Source organism: Rhodococcus sovatensis (genome assembly GCF_037327425.1).
In the GTDB taxonomy this organism is placed as follows: Bacteria; Actinomycetota; Actinomycetes; order Mycobacteriales; family Mycobacteriaceae; genus Rhodococcoides; species Rhodococcoides sovatense.
This window is the reverse complement of record NZ_CP147846.1, coordinates 3,578,252-3,599,849: the sequence shown is the minus strand read 5'-3', so window position 1 is coordinate 3,599,849 and position 21,598 is coordinate 3,578,252. Positions and strand designations below refer to the sequence as shown.

Below are 21,598 nucleotides of genomic sequence, written 5' to 3'. Positions count from 1 at the left end.
TAGTGACCGAATGTCTCATTCGGTCTCTGGTTGGGAGCGAACGACTCATTCGGTCACTTGAAGTAGACGAACGACTCATTCGGTCTCAGATTGGGAGCGAACGACTCATTCGGTCACCTGGAAGCGCAGCGAACGACCCATTCGGTCCTAGCGCGGAACGTGGAAAGCAGTGAGCGCCGCGGTACCGCGCCCGATTTCCGACCACGGCACGTCGACGGTCAGGACCGCCAGCGCGGACGTCGGGAACTTCCGCCCAATCTCGATGGCAGCCTCGGATCCTGTTGCCTCCGCCAATTCCAGTGCAGTGAACGGTATTCCGGGCGCATGTCCGACGACGAGGAGGGTGGTCACGGAGTCGTCGGTCTGCGCGATCTCTTCGATGATCTCCTCTGGTGACGCGCCGTAGATCAGTTCCTCGAACTTCACTTCGGCGACGATTCCAGTGGCCTCCAGAGTCTGGCGAGTCCGAGTCGCTGTCGAGCAGATCACCGCATCGACACCGCCTAGGGTGTCGGTGATCCATGCCCCAGCGAGTGCTGCTTCACGTTGGCCGCGCTCGGCGAGCGGTCGGTCGTGGTCCGGCGTTCCCTCTGGGTAGCCGGACTTGCCGTGCCGCATGAGGACGAGGGTTCGAGTCATGGCTACTACCGTATCGGCCCCACTTGTTCGATACCGGAGGTGGCGAGCGCGCAGCCGATACGTTTCGCTTCGAGCCCTTCGTGGATGCCACCACGACCGCACCTGCTACCTTGAACGCCGTTCAAGCTTGTATCACTAGGAGTGGTCATGTCAGGTCTAGAAGGCGTACGGGAGACAACGGTGTCGGGTTCGAAGGTGCGCATCTCGGCGCGAGAAATGGCGCAGATCGCGGTGTTCGCCGCGCTCATTGCTGCCCTCGGGTTGGCCGGCGCGATCACGGTCGGGTTCAGCGGTGTGCCGATCACACTGCAGACGCTCGGCGTCATCCTGGCCGGTGCCGTTCTCGGTCCACGCAAGGGTGTCGCCGCGGTTGCAGTCTTCATCGCGCTTACCCTCATCGGCCTACCGCTTCTGTCGGGTGGACGAACGGGACTGACAGCTCTGGCCGGGCCGAGTGCCGGATACCTCGTCGGTTGGATTCCGGCAGTCTTCGTCATCGGCCTGCTTACCGCCCGCATCCTGCCGAAATACCCGCTGGTGCTCGGCCTACTGATCAACGCGTTGGGCGGCATCGTGGTCGTCTACATCTTCGGAACCATCGGCCTGTTGCTGCGTACCGATCTCGGAGTGTGGGCTGCAATCTCGACCAACTTCGCGTTCCTGCCCGGTGATCTGGTGAAGGTAGTCATCGCCACAGTCGTCGCCAAGAGTGTGCACCGGGCCTATCCCGGCATCATCGCGACCAGGTGAGCTTGCGTCTGGGCGGGTCTGGCACCGATATCGCGATCGATATCGGTGGCAGACCTCTGTCCTACGACCGATTCGACGCTGCGGTCGCAGAGTGGCCCGATGCCGCGGTCCACGACGCCTCGGCACTGGCACTACCCGAAGCGCTGATCTGTGTGTTCGCCGCGGCGCGGCAGGGCGCAGCGGTGCGCGTCGAGGATCCAACCGCTCGTCCGGACCGCTCGGAGATCCCCACGGGTGCATTCCTGCTCGTCGGGACGTCCGGATCTACCGGCACGCCCCGTCCGCTGGCCCGAACGGCTGAGTCGTGGACCCACAGTTTCGATGAGTTCACCTCGATAACCGGGATCACTTCCTCCGACCGGGTGCTTGTGACCGGCCCGCTGCACGCCACGATGCATCTGTTCGGCGCTGTCCACGCCCTGTACGTCGGTGCGTGCGTCACCGACGACGAAAGCACGGCCACGGTGACGCACGCCGTTCCCGCAGTGCTTCGGGAGTTGCTGCACCGCGCGCCGAACCTGCACACCGCCGTTGTGGCCGGGGCCTCGCTCGATGCCGGCGCGGAAAATCGTGCGCGCGGTCTACGGCTCGTCGAGTACTACGGCGCCGCTGAGCTGTCGCTCGTCGCGGCGCGTGTGGTTCCCGGCCCCCTGCGGCTTCTGGATCGCGTCGAGGCCGAGATCAGGGACGGTCTGCTGTTCGTGCGTTCGCCCTACCGCGTTCTCGGTGCCGACGAGTGGGTCGGAGTCGGCGACCTTGCGGAACTGCGGCCAGGGGGCGAACTCGTCGTGCACGGTAGGGGGAGTGCGGCGGTGAACGTCGGAGGAACGACCGTTCTCGCCGAGGACGTCGAACGAATTCTCGACGCCATCGTCGGCGTCAAGGCATCTGCGGTCATCGGCACACCCCACGCTGTTCTCGGCGAGACGGTGACTGCGGTGCTCGAACTGGATCGCAGCTCGCGAGACGACAGCACGCCCGACCGGACCGCGCTGCTGACTCGAATAAAGGACCAGGCGCGGGCGTCGCTGCAGAAGGAGGCCATACCGCGTCGGTGGACCGTCGTCGACGAGCTCCCTCGCACGGGCAGCGGCAAGATCGCACGAGCTCGAGTGACAGACTCGCAACCATGACCCGATCAGCCACGAACGCCCCTGTTCTCGTCGCGCCGTGGCGGACACCGATCGGCAATGCCGGGCATGGCTTCGCGGACCTCACGACGACAGATCTGGCTGCTCCGGTTCTCCAAGCCGCGATGCGAACGTTGCTCGACGCCGGCTGTACTACCCAGGTCGACGATGTCGTTCTCGGCAACTGCCTCGGACCCGGCGGCGATCCCGCACGGATCGCCTCGTTGGCGGCAGGACTCGGCGTCGACGTTCCGGGTGTGACGGTCGACCGTCAGTGCGGGTCCGGACTCGACGCAGTCATGCAGGCAGCCGCGCGAGTCAGGTGCGGTGACGATCAGCTGATTCTCGCCGGTGGCGTCGAGTCGGCGAGCACTGCGCCCTGGCGGTTCTGGCCGACCCGCCGTAGTGCCAAGCAAGACAGTGGCGCTGAGCTGGTCAGGTACACCCGTGCGCCGTTCGCGCCGACAGGGTTTCCCGATCCGGACATGGGAGTGGCCGCCGACGATCTCGCTCGCATCCGCGGGATCAGCCGCGAGCGTCAAGACGCATACGCCTCACGTTCGCATATGGCCGCTGCTGCAACAGATTTCACCGATGAGATCGTGCCAGTGGCAGGCATCTTCCGTGACCAGCGGATCAGGCCGAACATGAGTGAGGGTAGGTTGGCGCGTTTGCGACCGACGTTCACTGCGGACGGGACTGTGACTGCGGGAAATTCGTGCGGAATCTCGGACGGGGCTGCGGTGATCGCGGTGACGACTGCCGCGCGCGCCGAAGGTCTTCCAGCCCTGCGGATTCTAGGATCTGCAGTCGCGGGTTCGGATCCTGCGTTGCCGGGGCTCGGCCCGGTCCCTGCCATCGAGAAGGTGCTTGCTCGCACCGGAGTTGCTCTGTCCGACATCGGCATCGTCGAGATCACCGAGGCATTCGCGTCCGTCGTTCTCGCGGTGTCCGACGAGTTGGGGCTCGACGAGAGCGCACTGTGCCCGCAAGGTGGCGCGATCGCGATGGGGCATCCGTGGGGCGCGTCCGGTGCAATATTGCTGGTGCGGTTGGCGCGTCAGATGTCCACCTCGTCCGGACCGGAACTCGGTCTCGCGGCCTGCGCGATCGGTGGAGGTCAAGGAATCGCAATGATCGTGGAGCGTGTGCAGTGAGTGAGATCGTCTTCGATGCCGTCCGGCACGCATTCGGAGAGCGGGAAGTGTTGCGCGGTATCGATCTTCGTATCACCGAGCGACGAGTCGGCATCATCGGATCGAACGGATCGGGCAAGTCGACGTTGGCGCGCACCATCAACGGACTGCTCGCACCGAACTCGGGGACCGTGACGGTCGACGGTGTCGACGCCGCGAAGAAGGGCGCGCAGGTCCGCAAGAAGGTCGGTTTCGTCTTCACCGACCCGGATACTCAGATCGTAATGCCCACCGTGGCCGAGGATCTCGCGTTCTCGCTGCGGCGCTCTGGGCTTAGCAAGCAGGACGTTGCAGAGCGCGTGCAGGACATCCTGGTTCGCTTCCGGCTCGACGGCCATGCCGAGCATCCAGCGCACCTGTTGTCCGGCGGGCAGAAACAGTTGCTCGCGATCGGCGCGGTGCTGATTCGTCGCCCCGAGGTCGTCGTCGCCGACGAGCCGACGACGCTGCTCGACCTCCGCAATGCCCGAGTCGTCGCCGACGCACTCGATTCGATCGACCAACAGGTCATCGTCGTCACCCATCAGCTGGCTTTGTTGGACTCGTTCGAGCGTGTGATCGTCATCGACGACGGCCTGGTGGCGTTCGACGGATCCCCAGCCGATGCGGTGCCGGCGTACCGGGAGTTGGTCATGTGATCGGTTTGTATCGGCCCGGTAGCTCGCTGCTGCATCGGATGCCCGCCGGAGTGAAGTTGCTGCTCCTGCTGCTGACGATCATCGCGGCGACTCTCTTCGCTCGCACGCCCGTCGCTGTCGGTGCTGTTGCACTCGTCGTCGCGGCGTTGTTCGCCGTCGCCCGGATTCCCGTGAAAGTCGCTCTGGCCCAGCTCCGACCGGTGCTGTGGATGATGCTGATCATCGGAATCTTCCAGCTGATCATCACGTCTCCGACGCGCGCGATCGTGGTGTGCGGGGTGCTGGTGATCTCGGTGGCGCTGGCTGCCCTCGTCACGTTGACGACGCGGGTTACCGACATGCTCGATACCGTCACACGGGTACTGCAGCCGGTGCGCCGCTTCGGTGTCGATCCGGACCGGGTAGGACTGATGCTTGCGTTGGCCATCCGATGCATTCCCATCCTGGCGACCATCGTGCACGAGGTGTCCGAGGCGAGAAAGGCTCGCGGACTGCAGTGGTCGATGACCGCGCTGGCCACACCGGTTCTGGTCCGGGCACTTCGTACGGCAGATGCCATGGGAGATGCGCTGATCGCCCGAGGAGTCGACGATGACTGAATTGCTTGCCGACCGCATCGCTCGCCACGTCCGCGACATCCCGCACAAGCTGGCCGTCGTCGACCGTCGGGAATCGGTGTCCTACGCCGAGTTCTGGGCCAGAGTGACCCGCGCGGCGGCGGGGATGCGCGGTATGCAGCGGATCGCTGTCCTACCGACGTCGGATGTCGGCTCACTCGTGGCCGTGACGGCGGCGATGCGCTCGGGCGTCGGGGTGGTGTTGTTGCACAGGCACTTGCTTGCCGGTCAGTTCGCGCAGGTCATCGAACTCACCCAGCCCGGCGCGGTGATCGCTGCGCCTGCTGGGCACCGGCGATTGCGCAAGCTCGGGTGCGAGAACCCGGTCACGAACGTCGATTCCGACGGGCCGCACGGGACGGCGTGTGCGCAGAGTGAATTGCTCGTGGGTATCACGTCGGGCACCACCGGCGAGCCCAAACTCTTCGTCCGAAACCAGTTGTCCTGGGCGCGGACGCTCGATCGTAGCGACGCGGTGTTCGACGTCCGGCGCGGTGACCGGGTGTCGACGCCGGGCGTCCTCGACCACACCCATTTCCTGTACGGCGCTTTGCATGGCTTGACCCGCGGTGCATGCGTCGATCTCCGGCCGGTCGCAGAAGCCCTGATCAGCTCTCCGACGCATCTGTACTCGGTTCCGACGATCGCCTGGGACGTGGTGCGATCAGGAATCGGGACGGTGCCGAGCGTCCGCGAGGTGCTGTCCAGTGCGGCGCGGTGGCCGTCCTCCGGGCGGGTGGCGCTGCAGACGGTGTTGCCCAACGCGTCGTTGGTGCATTTCTACGGCGCGTCGGAATTGAGTTTCGTGTCCTACGACCGCGGCGTCGATCCGGGTGCTGGAACCTTGTTCGACGGTGTGGATGCAGAAATCCGAGATGGAATCGTCCATGTTCGGAGCGACATGCTGTTCGACGGCTATCTCACTCGCGGCGGAATCTCGGGAGGGCCGGTGGACGGGTGGATGACGGTCGGGGACAGGGGAAGCCTCGAGGACGTGCACGGTGACATGGGTGGGGACACGGGTGGGGACACGGGTGGGGACATGGGTGGGGACACGGGTGGGGACATGGGTGGGGACATGGGCAGCCGTGCACTCACTCTGTTCGGCCGGGATTCCGAGACGTTGATCAGGGGAGGTCTGAACGTCGAACTCACACCGATCGAGGCTGCAGCACTGGATATTCCGGGTGTGGACGAGGCTGCTGTCGTCGCGATAGCGGATGAGCGGATGGGTGAAGCGCCTGCGTTGGCGGTGGTAGTCGATTCGGACGGACCGTCCGTTTCGGAGATCCGTCGCGCGTTGCGCGCGACTCTACCGAGCCCGAGCATGCCGTCGCGCATCCTTCTGCTCGCGGGACTCCCGCGGACGCCGCGCGGCAAGCTCGATCGTCAGGCTCTCGGGGCGACTTTCGCGACGCAGCGCGCGACGCCGGAGACCACGAACCACATCGTCAGTTCCCCGCCTTCGTAGCGGTGTCGAATGCTGACGTGCTCACCGGCGAGGATGGGGGACAGGTATTCGATGACTGCCCGGTGCGGGACGCTGAGCAGGTCACTCCGGTCGACGAGCAGTTCCTCGACGGCGTGCCAGTATGCCGCGTTGTTGACGTGGTTGAACGAGTCGATGTCGGTGGCGCGCAAAGGAAATTGCACGTCGGTATGCGACTGCGCGGGCGCAGGCTCGGTGAGCCATGCCTTCCAGCGCAAGCGATGCTCCTCGGTGGTGCGGGCCAGCAAGCCCAGTGCTTCGTCGCTGATGCGCGTCGGCATCCCGGTGGTGGCGCTGATGTTGATCCAGAAACCTTCGGTCTCGATCGACGCGCCCTTGTCGGTCGTGATGTCCACCCGCATGTTGGACCACCGAGTCGACATCGAGGAGCACCAGCGCCGCATGTGTACTCGGTCGGGAAACTTCACCGGAGTATGGACGTCGATTACCGTCCGACGCACGATCCAGAACGGATCGGTCTCGCCGAGCGGTGTGGCCGCGAGGTTGTCCGAACCGATGTCCTGCAGGTAGCGGGCGATACCGTCGAACCTGAGGCGGTTGTCGGGGTCGACGTCGCCGGTGCGCACGGTCCAGGCGGTTTCGAAGCCTTCCCCCGCCGGCGGGGCGGGGGCCAGCGGGTCGTCGAAGCTCAGAGGTTCGGTGCGGGTTCCGCTGGCCACAGGTGCGCTCCCTCGTTCGGCAGAGTTCATCGCCTAGAACCTACCTGCCCGTGCCCTCAGAGCACTCGACGCGCCTTCATTCCGTCGAACACCGGGCCGATCCGAACGACGTCGCCGAACGTCGGAGCGTGCACCATCTGGCCGTTGCCGGCGTAGATGGCGACGTGACCGGGTCCGCCTGCCTGCCAGTTGCCGAACAACAGGTCGCCTGGCTGCGCCATCGCCAACGGAATCTCGGTGCCTACGTTCCACTGTGTCTCCGACGTGCGCGGCAGCGTGATGGTGCCGCCGGACGCCTTGAAGACTGCATACGAGGTGAGACCGGAGCAATCGAAGCCGCCGCCGGACGGGCCGTTGATGTTGCCGCCTCCCCACACGTACGGCAGTCCGAGGTAGTCCATGGCCGAATTGACGGCACGGCCGCCGATTGCCGCGAGGTCGAGCGTCGAGAGCGGGTTGAGGATGCCGGCGAACTGCATCTCCGTCGCCCTGATCTTCGCGACGTACGGTTTGGTCTGATTCTCGTAATCCGGTGTTCCCGACGGCATTCCGCCAGATCGAAGAACAGCACCGGCACCTGCGTTGTATCCGGCGATGGTCAGATCCAGAGTGTCGCCGGAGACTCGCCCCTCGGACTTCCATTTTTCGACTTGGTTGTTGATGTCGCACAACAGATTTCCCGACGCCATCACCGAGTCGGCGATTCCGTTGATGTCGGCGATGCCGTCACCGTCCGCGTCCTTGCCGTACGTCTGCCAGGTTCCCGGCATGAACTGGCCGGGTCCGCGGGCACCGGTGGAGGACACGGGAGCGGTCGGGCCGTAACGGAATCCGTTCTCGGCAGCGTACAGCGCGGCGATGGTGGGCGCCTTCACTCCGTCGCAGATGGCTCCGGCTTTCATCAACCACGGTACGAAGGCCGTGATCGCTCCGATAGGAGAGGTCGAGACGCCGGTGAACGTAGCGGGCATTCCGGGAAACAGCGCTCGGCGAAGCGCTTCTGCGGCCGGCATGAACGCTGTCTGCGAGGCGAGGTCGCCGAGCGAGAAGGTGGAGGTGCCGAACTGGACGGCTCCGGCTCTGCTCGGAATCACTGCCCCGAGCGAGGTGATGGTGGAAGTCGGATTGCTGACCACGGGCGTCACGGCAGACGTCGTCGGCTCGGACGCGACCGACTCTGCCTCGTCGGGAGCGTCGATTTCTTCGGTTTCGGTCGGCGGCAACAGCGGTTCGGCGGCGTCTTCGACGGCAGTTGCTGCGTTGTCGAGCATGACGTCAGCTGTCTCGCGTTGAGCCTCCGGCAATGTGGCCAGCAGGCCGTCGAGCTGTTCCTGTAGACCTGGTTCAGCCTCCTCCGCTGCGGCGGCGACTCCTGCGGCACCGTCCTGGATGGGCGGTGGGAGGTCGGTCCCTGCTGCCGCTCCTGCAGCGGACACGAGTACGGCAACGATGACTGCGATTGGATCGCCTGCCATGTAACAACTCCTGGTGCCTGAAATTTCCCGCCCCGACGTACGACGCCCGCTCACTGTGGTGAGCTGACTCACATCATCATGCACTGCCGAATCGTTCCGTGGGGCGGATTACCGGGTGTCCCATTGTGTTGGGTCACAACCGGCGGCGCACGGTAGGTTGGCGGTGGCATGACCGCGACACACTGAGCCATGACCACGACAGACCGGGGAGGCCCGCCATCGACAAGTACCTGGTGTCACCGAAGACGGTGTGGGACCCAGGCGCCCAGCTGTTGTCCCAGTGCATCGTCGTCGCGAATCCTGCTCGCACGCTGTATCTGTCCGGGCAGACGGCTATCACTGCGGACGGACAGTTCGAGGGCGTCGGTGACGTAGAGGCACAGATCCGACTGTCGTTCGAGAACATTCGGCTGATCCTCGACGCGGCCGGTGGAACGCTCGACAACGTAGTCAAGCTGACGGTGTACTTCGTGAATCTGGGCGATCTCGACACCTACACCGGCATACTCGGTGAGCTGTTTCCGAGGATCAGGCCCGCGCAGACCGTTGTCGAGGTGTCACGTCTCGCGATGGACGAGTTGTTGATCGAAATCGACGCGACGGCAGTCCTCTAGAGCAGGGTTGCCCAGTAGTCGGAGAATCGGATGCCGATCAGCACGATCACCACGGCGTACCACACAGCCAGAATGGTCCAGCGCCACTCGATCAGCAGGCTCGGGACAGCGCCTGCGTGATCCCGGTCGACCAGTTGCGACAGAGACACCACGAATATCGGCATCGTCACTGCCCAGACCACCATGCAGTACGGGCAGAGGGCGCCGATTTCGTACAAGCTTTGAACGATGAGCCAGTGGACGAAGACCTCGCCCAGCAGAGTTCCCAACGACAGTCCGAGCCAGAACCAATGCGGCAGTTCGATCCGCGCCAGCGTCAGTATTCCGGTGACCACGACGACCGTGAACGCCACGATTCCGATGATGGGGTTGGGAAATCCGAACAGCGCTGCCTGATCGGTCGTCATCACCGATCCGCAGGAGAGAACCGGATTCAAGCTGCACGACGGCACGTACGACGCATCCTCGAGCAGCTTGAACCGCTCGATTGTCAGCGCCAGCGCGGCGAGAAGTCCGAGGGTCCCACCGACCGTCAGGACCCACGCAGTAGTTCTGCCCGCTTTCACTGCGCGGCAGCGATGGCCGCCCGCAGGCCGTCCGGCGTCGGGTTCGACACGGTTTCACCGTTGACCGTCACGGTCGGGGTGCCGGTGACGCCGCCGTCGAGGACGCTTTGCGTCTGGCTCGCAACGTAGTCGGTGTAGGCCCCGTCGGTGATGCAGCTGGTCACGTCCGGGCTGTCGATCCCCGCCAACTGGATGAGCCCGAGAAGATCGTCGTCGCTCAGGCCTGCGCCGCCCTCGGTGGGTTGCTGCTCGAACATCGCTTTGTGCCAGGCGGGCCACGCCGATATGTCGGCGTCGGCGACGCACAGGCTCGCGTTGGCTGCGCGCGTGGAGTAGTTGGTCGAGGACATGCGGTCGAGAATCGCGATCGGTTTGTAGTCGACTGCGATCGTGTTGTCGGCGACCAACTCGGACAGGGTGTCGCCGCTGATCGCCTCGAACTGCTTGCATGCCGGGCACTGGAAGTCCTCGACGACGGTGACGACCACGGATGCGTTCGGATCACCGATACGGATCGCGCCGTCCTGGGTGACCGACGACGGAGTTGCGGCAGGTACGGCGGTGGTGTCCTCGGAGTTGCTGCGCGCGATGCTGAATCCGATGGCGGCGACCAGGGCGATGAGCACGACTGCGACGGCGACCTGGATCAGTGTGCGGCGCTGCTTGTCCTTCTTGCCCTGCAGTGCGGCAGCTGCTGCCTGCGCCTTCTTCTTGCTGTTGTTGCTCACCGAAAGTGTCCCTTGCTCGCCGAGAAGTGTCCTCGGCACAGCATAGGTGGGTGAACCTGAGCTCTAGCTGAGTGCGATCAGCCTCTCGACGGCGTATCCGTAGCCTGCGATACCGAGGCCGGCGATGACGCCACTGGCGATAGGCGAGACGAACGAATGGTGACGGAACTCTTCGCGAGCATGGACGTTGCTGATGTGGACCTCGATGACCGGAACCTCGGGAATGACGAGGGCATCGCGTAGCGCGACGGACGTGTGGGTCAATCCGCCGGGATTGATGACGATTCCCGACGCCTGGCCGCGTGCCTCGTGGATCCAGTCGATGATCTGGCCCTCGTGGTTCGACTGCTCGGCGCGCACTGTCCGGCCGTGAGCCGCAGCGGTCTTCTCGCACAGGGCGACGACGTCGGCGAGCGTCTCGTGGCCGTACACCTCGGGCTGACGGGTACCGAGCATGTTCAAGTTCGGCCCGTTGAGTACCAAGATGTAGCCGGTCATGTGCTGAACCCACTTTCTTGTTGCTGCCTACCGCCGGGTGCGATCCTTCCACAACCCACCCGGCAGAATGTTCGCAGTGAGAACTGTGTGGGTGGTCTGGGGTGTCGGCGTGTTCGCGTACATCGTCGGCGTTCTGCACCGCACTGCGTTCGGCGTCGCCGGCCTTCAGGCCGCCGACCGATTCTCGATCAGCCCATCGTTGTTGGCGTCGTTCGTCGTACTGCAGGTCGTCGTCTATGCGGCGATGCAGATTCCGGCGGGTGTAGTTCTCGACCGAGTGGGATCGCGGAAGATGATCGCCGCCGGCGCACTCCTGATGGCGATCGCGCAGATCACGCTCGCTGTCACGGAGTCGTTGCCGCTGGCAGTCGCGGCGCGAGCCCTGGTAGGTGTCGGCGACGCGTTGACCTTCATCTCGGTTCTGCGTTTGGTGCCGCAATGGTTCGGGCCACGGCAGGTGCCGATCGTGTCGCAGCTGACGGGTCTTCTCGGTCAGACGGGACAGATATTCTCTGCAGTTCCGTTCTTGATGTTGCTCAACGGTCCGGGGTGGACGTTCGCCTTCGGCAGCGCGGCCTCGCTCGGTCTCGTGGCGTTCGTGCTGGTGTTGGCGCTGATCCGAGACGCGCCACCCGGGACAGAGATCGTCGAGAAACCCACGTCGATGCGCGAGACCTTCGCAACGATCGGCCAGGTCTGGAAACGGCCGGGAACCCGGCTCGGCTTCTTCAGTCACATGGGAACGCAGTTCTCCATCACCGTGTTCGCGCTGCTGTGGGGGATACCGTATCTGACGTCTGCGCAGGGCCTCTCGACGTCGACTGCGGGTGTACTGCTGTCGATTTCGGTGGTGTCCGCGGTTGTATCGGGTATCGGATTGGGGATCCTCACCGGACGCTATCCGATGCGTCGATCGTGGATGGTGCTCACGATCATGATCAGCAACGCAGCGATGTGGGGAATTGTTCTGGCATTACCCGGCCCGGCGCCGCTGTGGCTGCTGGTGGTCCTCGTCGTCGTCATCTCGGTGGGTGGACCGGGGTCGGTCATCGGGTTCGACTACGCCCGGACGTTCAACCCGAGCGCGAACCTCGGCACCGCGCAGGGCATGGTCAACATCGGCGGATTCCTCGCCTCGCTCCTCGTCATCGCCTCCATCGGGTGGATACTCGGCGCGCTCGGCGGCTACACGTTCGATGCGTTCAGGGTCGCGTTCCTGGCGCAGTATCCGGTGTGGATCGTTGCAATCACCGGATTGATCATCACTCGTCGTAAGACCCGCAGACAGTTGGCCGAGGAAGGTATCTATCCGCACACGATGCGCGAGATTCTGCAGCGGTTTCGGGACCGCTAGCGGACTGTTGCGATGGTGGTGGCCTCGGAGAGTCCTCTCAGGATCACCGGGTCCAGTGTTCGCCAGAGTTGAGCTTCGTCGGCGTTTGCGCGGTCGACCACCTGCTGGGCCACGAGCACCCGCGAGGGTTCACTCTTGGCGAGGTCGGACAGTCGGGCCGCGCAATTGACCGGTTCGCCGATGACTGTGTATTCGTAGCGTTGGGTTGCGCCGATGTCGCCGGCGAAGACTTGACCGGCGGCGACGCCGATTCCGAAGTCCATCGAGTCGAGCGATCTCAGCGCGACGCGGAGCATCCGCGCTGCCCGCAATGCGCCCGTGGCCGGGTCGTCGATCGGCTGTGGTGCACCGAAGATCGCCAGTGCGGCGTCGCCCTCGAACTTGTTGATGAAGCCGAGATTGGCGTCGACGGTGTCGACGACGATGGCCAAGAACTCGTTGAGTGCTTCGGCGACGCGTTCGGGCGGATGGTCGACGGCGAAGGCGGTGGATCCGACGAGGTCGATGAACAGGACTGCCGCATATTGGACGTCGCCGCGAGGGAAGTCGGATTGTTCCAGTGCACGCGAGGCGACCTGCGTGCCGACGTGTCGGCCGAAGAGATCTCGTAGTCGTTCGCGCTCGGTCAGGCCGGTGGACATGGCGTTGAATCCGCGTTGCAGGTCACCGATCTCGGACGAGTCGTACACGGGCACCTCGACTTCGGTGTTGCCGCTCTCGATTTCGGCCATCGCCGAACTCACCTCGCCGACCGGTTCGGATACCGATCGGGCCACGAGGATCGTTCCTCTCAGCCCGGTGCCGAGCGCGATCGCCGACACGATGAGTATCGGAAGTTCGATAGGGGCGGGGATTTCGACGGGTGTGCCGGTGGAGTGGGCGATGACGATCAGGGTAATCGCGGATACCGGAAACGCTGTGCACACGACCCAGGTGATGACGAGTCGGGCCAGCACACTCAATTCGCGACGTGCCCGGGGGAGCGCGGCCGATGCACGCACAGAGACCGGGCGGAGTGCGCGTTCGGTCAGTAGGTACCCCGTTCCGGCCGTCGTCACCGCGCCGAAGATGGTGCCGACGATGACGAGGATCGTGATGTCTCGTTCGATGCCGCGGGTCAGAAATGCCAGGGCGAACCCGAATCCGAGCCACAGTGCGAGGTGTGATGCTGTGTGATGCAGCGGTATTCGTACTGCGCGTCGCGCCTGGCCTGCCGTCGGAGCGTTGCTGCTTGTGATCCACCTCAGTGTCGGCACGATCAGCAGCGCGCCTGCGATCGCCCCCGTGGAGACGCCGAGCGGCACTATCCACCGGAACACACTGAAAGCAGGATCGGTCAGGATACTGCCCACTGTTGCTGTCTCCGAGCGCGCCAGGAGGGCTACGACGAACGTGACCTGTACAGCGGCGAAAACGTTGAGCACGACCAGCCCGAGGCCGTAGCGGACGGCGATGCTGCGAGCCTCCTGGGCCGTCATCCCTCGACCTCCTTCGCCGTCGGGGCAGGTGAGATCGCCGCAACGAGTGCCTTCATCGCCGAGTCGGCGCTGTCGGTTTCCGTCGGTCCGAGTGCAGCCAGTGCAGCGATGAGTGCAGCAATTTCTTCGAAGCTCAGATTCACCGGCGACGGTCGGGTGTGGCGGGGCAGCCGGCTTCCGCCGTTCGTGCCGGGAACCGAGACGATGGGGACGCCGGAGGAGACCAGGCGTCGGCGATCTCGTTCGACCGTTCTGACGCTCACCCGCAGCTTTTCGGCCAGTACTTCCGTCGACAGCGGAATGGCGGAATCGGCCAGGATCTCGATGAGGCGCTGCTGCCGGACGACGCGTCGCAGCGTCAGGTGGTTGTCGCGGCTCTCGGCGCTCGTATTTCTGGGCACAATCTGTCGATTATTTCCGATTCCCGACACCGGCGTGGCGGTAATGCGTCGTACGTTGCCTGTCATGACAACACGTGACCTCGAAACTATCGAGAGCTTCTTCGACCGCTACACCGGCTATCTCTCCGACGGCGACATCGACGGACTCGCCGATATCTACAATTATCCCGCCCTCGCGGTGTCCCCACGTGGCGTCCTGGCGGTGACCGAGCCGCAGCAGACACGCGAATTCTTCGGCCAGGGCCAGCAGTACTACCGCTCTCGCGGGATCCAGAGTGTCCGGGCCAAGGACATCGTCACCGACATCGAGGCGAACGAAATCTGGGTCGGGCATCTACTTCTCGAGAATCTCGACGACGCCGGCAACCCGGTCGGCGTCGAGCGGAACGCGTACCAGGTGGTCGTCGATCGAGATGGTCGACGCCGGATCGCGGTGACGACTCCGTTGGACGGCGTGTGAGCGATTGGTTTCGTCCGTCTGCGAGGTCTCGATTGCATGAACAGACGTGTGCAACTTGGCCCGGTCGACACCTGGTACGGCGAAGACGGTGAGGGCGAACCGCTGGTGTTCTTGCATCCCGGCGGCGTCGATTCACGAGCGCTGCAACCGAACCTCGTCGCTCTGACGCAACAATTTCGCGTCTTCACTCCCGAGCGACGAGGCCACGGCCGCACGCCGGGCGTCCCTGGACCGATGACGTTCGAGGACATGGTCACCGACACGATCGCCTTCGTCGAGACCGTGGTCGGTGGTCCGGCCAGGTTCGTCGGCTGCAGCGACGGTGCGGTCGTCGCGCTGATGGTGGCTCTGCGACGGCCCGACCTCGTGGAGCGACTCGCCTGCGTCGCCGGGGTGTTCCACCGTGATGGTTTCTACGGGACATGGAGTCGATCGGCAGCGCTGATCGACTGGTAGCGCTGTCCAGTCTTGCCCCGGTGCCCCGCGATTCGGGGCGCATAGCGGAAATCTACACCGTCCGAGACGGTACGACCGTCGGTTGATGCGAGTGTTCTACCTGTCCGCGTAGCTCAGTATCCGATCGTCACGGGAATCGGATGCCTACTATCGGCGCAAACGAGCGGAAGGAACACGTCACACCCAAGCCGGGATCAGGCTCGCCCGACGCCGCGAGAATGTTCTCTGGGCGATGCTCCGCGATGAGAGAATTTATGCAGCTACTGGAAGTGGGTCGACGGCAGCCTGAACCATCTCCCAACGCTCCACCGGTTGCAGCGGCCGAAAGATCCAGCACCTTTCGTTGGTCGGTGCGACACCGCGCGCACCCTGGGAATTCGGCAATCAGGGGCTCCTCGGTGCGTGAGGTCTTTCAGGACGTCATCTGCGTAGACGGCCACAACGCTGCGGGTATTTCGATGCAATCGCCGACCTCGGTGTGTGACGATTTGGACCCTGTCCCTCCAGGTCGGAGAGTACGCACTCACCGTGTATATTCCACGCGGGGGCGAGCTGGTCTGCATTCGTCACTCTCGACGGTTGGTCCCGGAGGAAGACATGGCGATTCGATCCACACTGATCCTGTCGACTGCTGCAGCACTGCTCGGTGGCGTGGGGATGTTCACCCCCATCGCCGACGCGACACCGGCAACGTCCATCGATGTACTTCCGCGGCTGATCGACGGTGCCGCAGCGGGCTATGCGCTGTCCTACCCGACCATTGACGAGCACGGCCGTCCCGCGATTGCCCGCGGCCAGGTCTATCTCCCGTCGGGCACTCCCCCAGCGGGCGGATGGCCGGTGGTGTCGTGGGCCAAAGGCACCGTCGGCGTGGGTGATTCATGCGCCATGAGCACAGCACTGGATGACGGGGTTGCCGAGGACCCGATGGCCGTCGAACTGTCGAAGCCCCTGCTCACTGCACTTCTCCGGAGCGGTACGGCCGTCGTATCGACGGACTACATCGGACTCGGAACCACCGACGCCCACCACTACCTGAACAGCGTCTCGGAGGCGAACGCCGTCACCGATATCGTGGGCGCAGCAGCGGACGAACTCCCCGAGTTGTCGCGTACCTGGGTCGCTGCCGGACACTCTCAGGGCGGCGCAGCGGCACTCACCACCGGAGCTCGCGCCGACATCTACGGAGAAGAGTCGGACTTTCGCGGGGTGATGGCGTTCGCACCGTCGTCGAACCTCGAAGCCATTTTGCCGCTGCTCTCGCCTTCCACTCCCCGGATTACACCGCTCGACAACATCACGGCCACCCTGATCTACGTCCTGTATGGGCTCAGGGATTCTCGGCCGGACATCGATGTGGACAGCTACCTCACCGAGCTGGGACGCGACTACCTCGCGCAGGCGGACGACACGTGCATCAGCGAGCTCCGCCAGAGGGTTATCGACGTTGCACCACAACAACTCCTGACCCGGCCACTATCAGACCCCGCGATGGCTTCGGCTCTCCACGAATACCTGGCGGTGCCGACCACCGGCTACACACGGCCGGTGGCCATCGAGCAGGGGCTGGCCGATACCGTCGTACCACCGGCGCTGACGACCGCCCTGTCCGCTGAACTAGTGGCCGCGGGCGTCCGCGACGTGACCTATCTGCCCGTTCCCGGTGCCACTCACCACGACGTCATTTCCGCCACCGTCGACGATGCCCTGCCGCGAATACTCGCCATGGTGCGCTGAACGGCGCTGGATCTGGCGGCTGACCTTTCGTTGTGCGCCTAGCCCTTCCCTCACGTAGTCCGCAGCCGCAGATCGACGACTGCTCATCGAGCAACCACAACGAGTCAAGTTGGAGGAAGCAAGACAACGATCGCCGTCGATGGCATCACGAATTTCGTGCGTGGCTACCACCACCGCACTTGCTCTCACACAAATCAGAACGGCGCGCCTCGTCTGTGCCTGCTGATCTGGACGCCGACAGTCAGGCCTATGGCGATTCCCATCGATGCGCTGCACTCGACGATAGGGTCAAGCTGAGTCCGAGGTTGCTTTGCGTGAACTTCGCCCCTGCCTGTTTCGCCCCTGCCTGTTTCGGTCCCGACCTTTTCGGTCCCGACCGATGCTGTCGGCACTGACTCAGCGGCTGGTTCCGTTGTAGTCACCAGCTCGGCCGCCGATCTTGGTCTGCGCTTGCGTGGTACGTGGGGGACCAGTGATTCCTCGACGAAATTCGTTGTACCGTAGGAGCTTCCCGGCACTGTGACCGCGGTCGTCCCAGAGCTGGATGTCCAATACTCCGCCGCGCCAGCGAGCATGGTCGGTGTCCATGCACCCATGGTTTTGAGTGAGTGGTGGTATTTGCAGAGGCAGTGCAAGTTGGTGAGGATGGTCCAGCCGCCTCGTGCGGGGTTGCGGTGGTGGTAGGGGACGACGTGGTCGATCTCGCAATTCGATGCCGGGACATGGCAGCCGGGATGGCGGCACGTGCGGTCTCGTTGACGGACGAGCTCGGCCAACTGCGCGCCAGGCCGGTAGAGCAGAGCTCCAGGCGGCGGTGCGTCGAACCCGCCGTGTCCGTCCGGGTACAGAGCGATGGCTAGCGCTGGATTCGCTGCGATGGCCTGCTCGAGCGCCGCGATGAAGGTGTAGCGGCCCTCGTGAGATTCGGAAGGAGCGCCGGTTCGCCTGGGTGTTGGGGAGGGCGCAGGCTTCGGCAACCTCATCCCTCGGCGTCGTCTTCCTCGTCCGAGCGGATGGAACGTCAGGTGTGCCGTGGGGCGGTTCGTACTCTCGGCCTCGGGATCCACGTCTTCCGTCGGTTCGTCGTCACTTCCGTTGGCGCTTTGGCAGTGGCTGGATCTGTCGTCGGCTGCGGTCGTTTCGGCTGCGGTTGTCTTGTCTGCGGTTGTCTTGTCTGCGCTGGCCGCAGCTTCGGAGGAATCGGCGGAGCAGTCGGTGTGCTCGCTGGTGATGTGGCCTAGTTCCCGGGCGAGGTCGAGTGCCTCGGTGAGAATGATCTGGAGGTCACTGTTTTCCGCGAGTTCGCGGGCGTAGTCGGCATCGATGTCACCGTGGCCGGCGAGGTACGCCGGAAGGTCGGCGAGTCCGAGGAGTGTGTCTATGTCGATCGTGATGTTGGTGAGGGGTTGGCGGTGATCGGGGAGTACGGGGTTCGCGGTGCAGGGGTGATCGCCGTCGGGCTCGCAGGTGCACGCGACGTACGTTTCGCGGCGCATGAGGGCGGTGTATGCGGCCGCCCGGCGTTGTCCACGTGTACGGGGGTCTCTGGGGCAGAGGGTGTCTGCCATTTCGTTGATCAGCTGCCAGCAGGCCGCGGCGTCGGCCGCCTCGAGGTTTGCCTCGATCGTCGCGATCATGTCTTTGTCGCGGTACCGCACTCCGGTCAACCTGGTGAGGTCCTTGCGTAGTTCGGCAGCTTCTTCTGGCGCACAGCGATGCATGATGGCGTTGATCTCGGTGGCGAGGGGGCCGGGGGACAGACGTGTAGCGGCGGTGAGGATCTCGGCTTCGGCGCGCTCGACGGCGTCGACGCTATAGGGATTGGTGACGCGGTAGATCGCGCGCACTCGTTGGAGATCGAGCTCTCCGGACTCGAACGATGCTCTGATTGCCGGGAATCGCAGGCGTAGGTCCATTCCGATCTCGGAGTAGGTGTCCGCCACAGTTTTCGAGCAGCCCAGGGTGGCTGCGATTTCAGAGGACGCGTAGTTTCCGGCGTCGGTGATGTGCTCGCCCACTTGGATGGTCTGGTGGATGCAGGAATCCCAGATGGTTGCTGCTACTGCGACTTTGCGAGCGCAGGCTTGATTTTCGATGACTGCGACATCCGAGATCTCGGACAGCAGGGATCCATCGATGGCGGGCTCTTTCTGTGGCCCTGCGTAGGCGGCGAATGCGCCCGCGAAACTTCCTGGCATTGTGTCCCCCCGACCAATGTCTCTGAATACCGGTTCGAAACTATGTTCGATAATACGGGTTGGTTGAGGTCTGGTCAAGGCAATTCGGTTGCGGCATAACATCATCGACGGGAACTGATGCAATACACCATGGCACCGACAAGTTAGGTGAGGTTCGGCGTAATGTGCAGCGCTCGTACCGTGCAGTGACTGGGCGTGGACGCCGACGAATGTGCATGCTGAGAAACGCGCAAAAAGGTCACGCGCATACGTGTCCGCTATTCCTTGTGGATCACATCGTTCGCACCGGCTCGGCGGGAGTGGCACGATTTCGGGAATGACGTTGACAGTCAAGCCTTGGGAGCACCCCGTGCCCGAACGGTCGCCTGGATCTTGTTCCCGCAGGCGTTGTGCACGCGCTGGCAGCAGGCGAGTCGGTTGCGCTCACACTCGACTGCGTGTCGCCCTACCTGGCGGCCTCTGAATGCCGTGGCCTGTGGCAGATGAGGAGCAAGCAGATAGTGCAGACCCCCGAGGATGCGCCGTGGATCACGCGGTTGATCGTCGACCCTCACGTCGCGGTGCCGGTCGGCGTTGCCGGATTCCACGGTGGTCCCGACAGGACTGGGATGGTCGAGATCGGGTATCGGGTCGACCCTGACCGGCGTCGACAGGGCTATGCGCGACGCTCCGTGGAGACGCTGCTCGACGTGGCGCACCGCCACGAGGACGTGAGAACAATTCGCGCCGCGGTCAGCCCCGACAACATGCCCTCGTTGGCCCTCATCAGGAGTATGGGGTTCGTCGAGACGGGCGAGCAGTGGGATGAGGAAGATGGGTTGGAGATCATCTACGAAGCTTCCGCGTCGGATTTTTCAGAGTCGTACCGCAGAAGGTGAACGGTGATGAGCGTCGACGATAGGCATCCCCCGGCGCGGCAGTCGGAGCCCAAGGCGATTACCTACAAGTCACCGGACGAGCCTGAACCGCTCCAGAACAACTTGCGTGTCGTCGTCGACGGTGAACTCGGGGTCGCCGAGGTCGCCCCGCATGTCCTCGGAATGCCAGAATTTCTCATGCGCGCGACGCCACTGGGCGACCGTCGTATGTCCTTCGCCTTCATCCCGAGCGTGCTTGGGGGTTACCTCGGCAAGCCGCACCACCTCGACCGACTCGGTCTCGATGACACCGACGACAGTGCCTGTCGAATCGACGACGCCCTGACGCAGACCGGCCACTGGGAGCGGTTCGATGCCCATCCGATATTCGCGAAGCAATGACGTGGTAGCCGTCTTGGTGCCTGAAAGTATCGAAGCAACAAGCGAATCCCGCAATTGTCCTGGAAACGCAAACTCGGCTGTGGGGAGATCGTTCATTGCCCAAGAATCTCAGATCTCCAGATCCACCCACACCATGCGGTGGTCCGACGGGTGTTCGACGTCGGCAGGCCAGTAGACCTCGGACCCGGAAACGGTCAGGTCACCGGACGGCAATGCGTAGTCGACCCGCAGGTCGCCGGGTACCGGGTCGGAGAAGTCGGCGGTGTCGGTGCCGTCCCCGGCTTCGGAGGTGGGAGCGGGATCCTGGATGCGCTGATTGTCGAGAAGTTGCTGAATCGACCCGGCCACCGAATCGCCGTCGACGGGGTCGCTGTTCTGATCGCCGAGTACGACGAACGACGCGCCGGATTCCAATCCGCCGCGTCTGCCGTTGTCGTCGTACAGATACTCGGCACCATCGATGTAGTCGGCCGTCAGCCTGATCTCATCGTGATTTCGCTTGCCGTTTCGATCTTCCGGACCGTCGAACGACGGCGGCGTGGGGTGGGACGCGAGGATATGCACCGATTTTCCATCGATGTCCACCGGCACGTCCCAGTGCGATTTGCTCGACAGTCGAAGGGAATCGGAGTTCGCACCGTAATAGTCCCGTGGCAGCAGTGAATCCGGCATGTCCTTCCACGGGAAGTTCTGGAACGTTCGAACCCCTGTGGTATCGATCGGGTACTTCGACAGAACCACCATGCCGTACTGGCCTGGGAACTGACCGAAACCGTATGCGTCGTTCGGGCCGCCGAGGGCGCCGTCGGAATCGAGATCGAGGCCCGAATCGACCCCGGTGTTGACGGGGGCGGTGAAGGCATACGGATACGCGCCGTCCAAGTAGTTGTCGCGAAACACGCCCAGAGCATCGGCGGAATAGTCGAACTCGTTGATCAGGAGGACGTCGGGAGCATTCTCGGTGATCACTTCGGCCACCGACCGGGCCTGAGCGTTCTCGCCGCTCAGCTCCGTCAGCAGCTGGCCTGCGGCCGCTCGGTTGAGGCTTGCGTTGAACGTTGCGACCCGGACTGTGCGCGTGTTGTCGTCCGGCGCAGGTTCGGACGAGGTGGAACATGCGGTCAGGACGAGGGCGGCGAGGACCAGTGGGATAGTTAGGGCGAACTTCACGCGTCGCACGGTAGCGCTGCCAAGCAAACGCGAGGTGACCTGGACACTCCAGTAGTGGCACGAAT

Annotated in this window: 23 protein-coding genes and 1 pseudogene; 13 read left to right on the top strand and 11 right to left on the bottom strand. The window is 64.0% G+C overall.

The features are described from left to right. Nucleotides 1-147: 147 nt before the first annotated feature. Complete coding sequence (locus WDS16_RS16640; protein WP_338886333.1) at nucleotides 148-639, bottom strand: histidine phosphatase family protein; 492 nt, start codon at nucleotides 637-639, stop codon at nucleotides 148-150. A 216-nt stretch (nucleotides 640-855) separates the two neighbouring features. Here WDS16_RS16640 and WDS16_RS16635 point away from each other — a divergent pair, with 216 nt between their 5' ends. From WDS16_RS16635 to WDS16_RS16610, 6 genes are read left to right on the top strand one after another with little or no spacing between them, the layout of a single operon-like run. Continuing rightward, complete coding sequence (locus tag WDS16_RS16635; protein ID WP_422395837.1) at nucleotides 856-1,389, top strand: biotin transporter BioY; 534 nt, start codon at nucleotides 856-858, stop codon at nucleotides 1,387-1,389. Further along, nucleotides 1,386-2,522, top strand: a complete 1,137-nt coding sequence (locus tag WDS16_RS16630) for an AMP-binding enzyme (RefSeq protein WP_338886331.1) — start codon at nucleotides 1,386-1,388, stop codon at nucleotides 2,520-2,522. The genes WDS16_RS16635 and WDS16_RS16630 overlap by 4 nt, the downstream gene beginning before the upstream one ends. Then, on the top strand, nucleotides 2,519-3,676 hold the full coding sequence (locus WDS16_RS16625; protein WP_338886330.1) for a thiolase family protein: 1,158 nt from the start codon (nucleotides 2,519-2,521) through the stop codon (nucleotides 3,674-3,676). The genes WDS16_RS16630 and WDS16_RS16625 overlap by 4 nt, the downstream gene beginning before the upstream one ends. Continuing rightward, the gene (locus tag WDS16_RS16620) at nucleotides 3,673-4,353 is read left to right on the top strand and encodes an ABC transporter ATP-binding protein (protein WP_338886329.1); all 681 of its coding nucleotides are present in this window, start codon (nucleotides 3,673-3,675) and stop codon (nucleotides 4,351-4,353) included. Before WDS16_RS16625 ends, WDS16_RS16620 begins: the two co-directional genes overlap by 4 nt. Next, the gene (locus tag WDS16_RS16615) at nucleotides 4,350-4,952 is read left to right on the top strand and encodes an energy-coupling factor transporter transmembrane protein EcfT (RefSeq protein ID WP_338886328.1); all 603 of its coding nucleotides are present in this window, start codon (nucleotides 4,350-4,352) and stop codon (nucleotides 4,950-4,952) included. The genes WDS16_RS16620 and WDS16_RS16615 overlap by 4 nt, the downstream gene beginning before the upstream one ends. After that, complete coding sequence (locus WDS16_RS16610; protein WP_338886327.1) at nucleotides 4,945-6,441, top strand: AMP-binding protein; 1,497 nt, start codon at nucleotides 4,945-4,947, stop codon at nucleotides 6,439-6,441. The genes WDS16_RS16615 and WDS16_RS16610 overlap by 8 nt, the downstream gene beginning before the upstream one ends. Here WDS16_RS16610 and WDS16_RS16605 read toward each other — a convergent pair. Both WDS16_RS16605 and WDS16_RS16600 read right to left on the bottom strand, forming a co-directional pair. Beyond that, the gene (locus WDS16_RS16605) at nucleotides 6,360-7,169 is read right to left on the bottom strand and encodes an acyl-[acyl-carrier-protein] thioesterase (protein WP_338886326.1); all 810 of its coding nucleotides are present in this window, start codon (nucleotides 7,167-7,169) and stop codon (nucleotides 6,360-6,362) included. The genes WDS16_RS16610 and WDS16_RS16605 overlap by 82 nt on opposite strands. A gap of 26 nt (nucleotides 7,170-7,195) precedes the next feature. Further along, nucleotides 7,196-8,614 (bottom strand): bifunctional lytic transglycosylase/C40 family peptidase, encoded by a 1,419-nt coding sequence (locus WDS16_RS16600; protein WP_338886325.1) that lies wholly within the window; start codon nucleotides 8,612-8,614, stop codon nucleotides 7,196-7,198. A gap of 233 nt (nucleotides 8,615-8,847) precedes the next feature. Here WDS16_RS16600 and WDS16_RS16595 point away from each other — a divergent pair, with 233 nt between their 5' ends. After that, nucleotides 8,848-9,228: a RidA family protein gene (locus WDS16_RS16595; protein ID WP_338886324.1), complete on the top strand. Its 381-nt coding sequence runs from the start codon at nucleotides 8,848-8,850 to the stop codon at nucleotides 9,226-9,228. Here WDS16_RS16595 and WDS16_RS16590 read toward each other — a convergent pair. From WDS16_RS16590 to aroQ, 3 genes are all read right to left on the bottom strand, one after another. Beyond that, on the bottom strand, nucleotides 9,225-9,794 hold the full coding sequence (locus WDS16_RS16590; RefSeq protein ID WP_338886323.1) for a vitamin K epoxide reductase family protein: 570 nt from the start codon (nucleotides 9,792-9,794) through the stop codon (nucleotides 9,225-9,227). The genes WDS16_RS16595 and WDS16_RS16590 overlap by 4 nt on opposite strands. Then, nucleotides 9,791-10,522 carry a DsbA family protein gene (locus tag WDS16_RS16585; protein WP_338886322.1) on the bottom strand — a complete coding sequence of 244 codons (732 nt, stop codon included), beginning with the start codon at nucleotides 10,520-10,522 and terminating at the stop codon, nucleotides 9,791-9,793. The genes WDS16_RS16590 and WDS16_RS16585 overlap by 4 nt, the downstream gene beginning before the upstream one ends. A 63-nt stretch (nucleotides 10,523-10,585) precedes the next feature. Further along, nucleotides 10,586-11,020, bottom strand: a complete 435-nt coding sequence (aroQ, locus tag WDS16_RS16580) for a type II 3-dehydroquinate dehydratase (protein WP_338886321.1) — start codon at nucleotides 11,018-11,020, stop codon at nucleotides 10,586-10,588. Between the two features lie 67 nt (nucleotides 11,021-11,087). On the opposite strand from aroQ, the gene WDS16_RS16575 reads away from it, so the two are divergent. Further along, nucleotides 11,088-12,374 (top strand): MFS transporter, encoded by a 1,287-nt coding sequence (locus WDS16_RS16575; RefSeq protein WP_338886320.1) that lies wholly within the window; start codon nucleotides 11,088-11,090, stop codon nucleotides 12,372-12,374. Here the strand turns inward: WDS16_RS16575 and WDS16_RS16570 are convergent. Both WDS16_RS16570 and WDS16_RS16565 read right to left on the bottom strand, forming a co-directional pair. Further along, entirely contained in the window at nucleotides 12,371-13,852 is a 1,482-nt protein-coding gene (locus WDS16_RS16570; RefSeq protein WP_338886319.1) for an adenylate/guanylate cyclase domain-containing protein, read from the bottom strand. The genes WDS16_RS16575 and WDS16_RS16570 overlap by 4 nt on opposite strands. Then, nucleotides 13,849-14,319, bottom strand: coding sequence for a helix-turn-helix transcriptional regulator (locus tag WDS16_RS16565; RefSeq protein WP_338886318.1), 471 nt, complete (start codon nucleotides 14,317-14,319; stop codon nucleotides 13,849-13,851). Before WDS16_RS16565 ends, WDS16_RS16570 begins: the two co-directional genes overlap by 4 nt. Between WDS16_RS16565 and WDS16_RS16560 the strand changes: the two genes are divergently transcribed. The 4 genes and pseudogenes from WDS16_RS16560 to WDS16_RS16545 all read left to right on the top strand — a co-directional run bounded on the left by WDS16_RS16560 (nucleotide 14,318) and on the right by WDS16_RS16545 (nucleotide 16,906). Next, complete coding sequence (locus WDS16_RS16560) at nucleotides 14,318-14,713, top strand: hypothetical protein (protein WP_338886317.1); 396 nt, start codon at nucleotides 14,318-14,320, stop codon at nucleotides 14,711-14,713. The two genes, WDS16_RS16565 and WDS16_RS16560, sit on opposite strands and share 2 nt — an antisense overlap. Nucleotides 14,714-14,749: 36 nt before the next feature. Next, complete coding sequence (locus tag WDS16_RS16555; protein ID WP_338886316.1) at nucleotides 14,750-15,169, top strand: alpha/beta hydrolase; 420 nt, start codon at nucleotides 14,750-14,752, stop codon at nucleotides 15,167-15,169. Next, a pseudogene (locus WDS16_RS16550) lies at nucleotides 15,133-15,458 on the top strand (transposase); the annotation flags it as partial. The gene WDS16_RS16555 and the pseudogene WDS16_RS16550, both read left to right, overlap by 37 nt. A 308-nt stretch (nucleotides 15,459-15,766) precedes the next feature. After that, entirely contained in the window at nucleotides 15,767-16,906 is a 1,140-nt protein-coding gene (locus tag WDS16_RS16545; protein ID WP_338886315.1) for a lipase family protein, read from the top strand. A gap of 194 nt (nucleotides 16,907-17,100) precedes the next feature. Here WDS16_RS16545 and WDS16_RS16540 read toward each other — a convergent pair whose 3' ends face one another. Further along, a complete protein-coding gene (locus WDS16_RS16540; protein ID WP_338886314.1) occupies nucleotides 17,101-19,104 on the bottom strand; it encodes an HNH endonuclease signature motif containing protein in 2,004 nt (667 codons plus the stop codon). Nucleotides 19,105-19,541: 437 nt separating this feature from the next. On the opposite strand from WDS16_RS16540, the gene WDS16_RS16535 reads away from it, so the two are divergent. Next, complete coding sequence (locus tag WDS16_RS16535; protein ID WP_338886313.1) at nucleotides 19,542-19,982, top strand: GNAT family N-acetyltransferase; 441 nt, start codon at nucleotides 19,542-19,544, stop codon at nucleotides 19,980-19,982. Between the two features lie 69 nt (nucleotides 19,983-20,051). On the opposite strand, the gene WDS16_RS16530 is transcribed toward WDS16_RS16535, so the two are convergent. Continuing rightward, a complete protein-coding gene (locus tag WDS16_RS16530) occupies nucleotides 20,052-20,459 on the bottom strand; it encodes an ASCH domain-containing protein (protein ID WP_338886312.1) in 408 nt (135 codons plus the stop codon). 12 nt (nucleotides 20,460-20,471) lie between these two features. Further along, nucleotides 20,472-21,533 (bottom strand): endonuclease/exonuclease/phosphatase family protein, encoded by a 1,062-nt coding sequence (locus tag WDS16_RS16525; protein WP_338886311.1) that lies wholly within the window; start codon nucleotides 21,531-21,533, stop codon nucleotides 20,472-20,474. Nucleotides 21,534-21,598 lie beyond the last annotated feature (65 nt).

What these genes read in the sequence shown, in the direction of transcription:
- WDS16_RS16625 (WP_338886330.1), top strand. Translation starts at nt 2,519, where the DNA reads ATGACCCGATCAGCCACGAACGCCCCTGTTCTCGTCGCGCCGTGGCGG.
- WDS16_RS16540 (WP_338886314.1), bottom strand. Translation starts at nt 19,104, where the DNA reads ATGCCAGGAAGTTTCGCGGGCGCATTCGCCGCCTACGCAGGGCCACAG.
- WDS16_RS16565 (WP_338886318.1), bottom strand. Translation starts at nt 14,319, where the DNA reads ATGACAGGCAACGTACGACGCATTACCGCCACGCCGGTGTCGGGAATC.
- WDS16_RS16610 (WP_338886327.1), top strand. Translation starts at nt 4,945, where the DNA reads ATGACTGAATTGCTTGCCGACCGCATCGCTCGCCACGTCCGCGACATC.
- WDS16_RS16560 (WP_338886317.1), top strand. Translation starts at nt 14,318, where the DNA reads ATGACAACACGTGACCTCGAAACTATCGAGAGCTTCTTCGACCGCTAC.
- WDS16_RS16570 (WP_338886319.1), bottom strand. Translation starts at nt 13,852, where the DNA reads ATGACGGCCCAGGAGGCTCGCAGCATCGCCGTCCGCTACGGCCTCGGG.
- aroQ (WP_338886321.1), bottom strand. Translation starts at nt 11,020, where the DNA reads ATGACCGGCTACATCTTGGTACTCAACGGGCCGAACTTGAACATGCTC.
- WDS16_RS16530 (WP_338886312.1), bottom strand. Translation starts at nt 20,459, where the DNA reads ATGAACGATCTCCCCACAGCCGAGTTTGCGTTTCCAGGACAATTGCGG.
- WDS16_RS16635 (WP_422395837.1), top strand. Translation starts at nt 856, where the DNA reads ATGGCGCAGATCGCGGTGTTCGCCGCGCTCATTGCTGCCCTCGGGTTG.
- WDS16_RS16555 (WP_338886316.1), top strand. Translation starts at nt 14,750, where the DNA reads ATGAACAGACGTGTGCAACTTGGCCCGGTCGACACCTGGTACGGCGAA.
- WDS16_RS16575 (WP_338886320.1), top strand. Translation starts at nt 11,088, where the DNA reads ATGTTCGCAGTGAGAACTGTGTGGGTGGTCTGGGGTGTCGGCGTGTTC.
- WDS16_RS16605 (WP_338886326.1), bottom strand. Translation starts at nt 7,169, where the DNA reads ATGAACTCTGCCGAACGAGGGAGCGCACCTGTGGCCAGCGGAACCCGC.
- WDS16_RS16600 (WP_338886325.1), bottom strand. Translation starts at nt 8,614, where the DNA reads ATGGCAGGCGATCCAATCGCAGTCATCGTTGCCGTACTCGTGTCCGCT.
- WDS16_RS16640 (WP_338886333.1), bottom strand. Translation starts at nt 639, where the DNA reads ATGACTCGAACCCTCGTCCTCATGCGGCACGGCAAGTCCGGCTACCCA.
- WDS16_RS16545 (WP_338886315.1), top strand. Translation starts at nt 15,767, where the DNA reads ATGGCGATTCGATCCACACTGATCCTGTCGACTGCTGCAGCACTGCTC.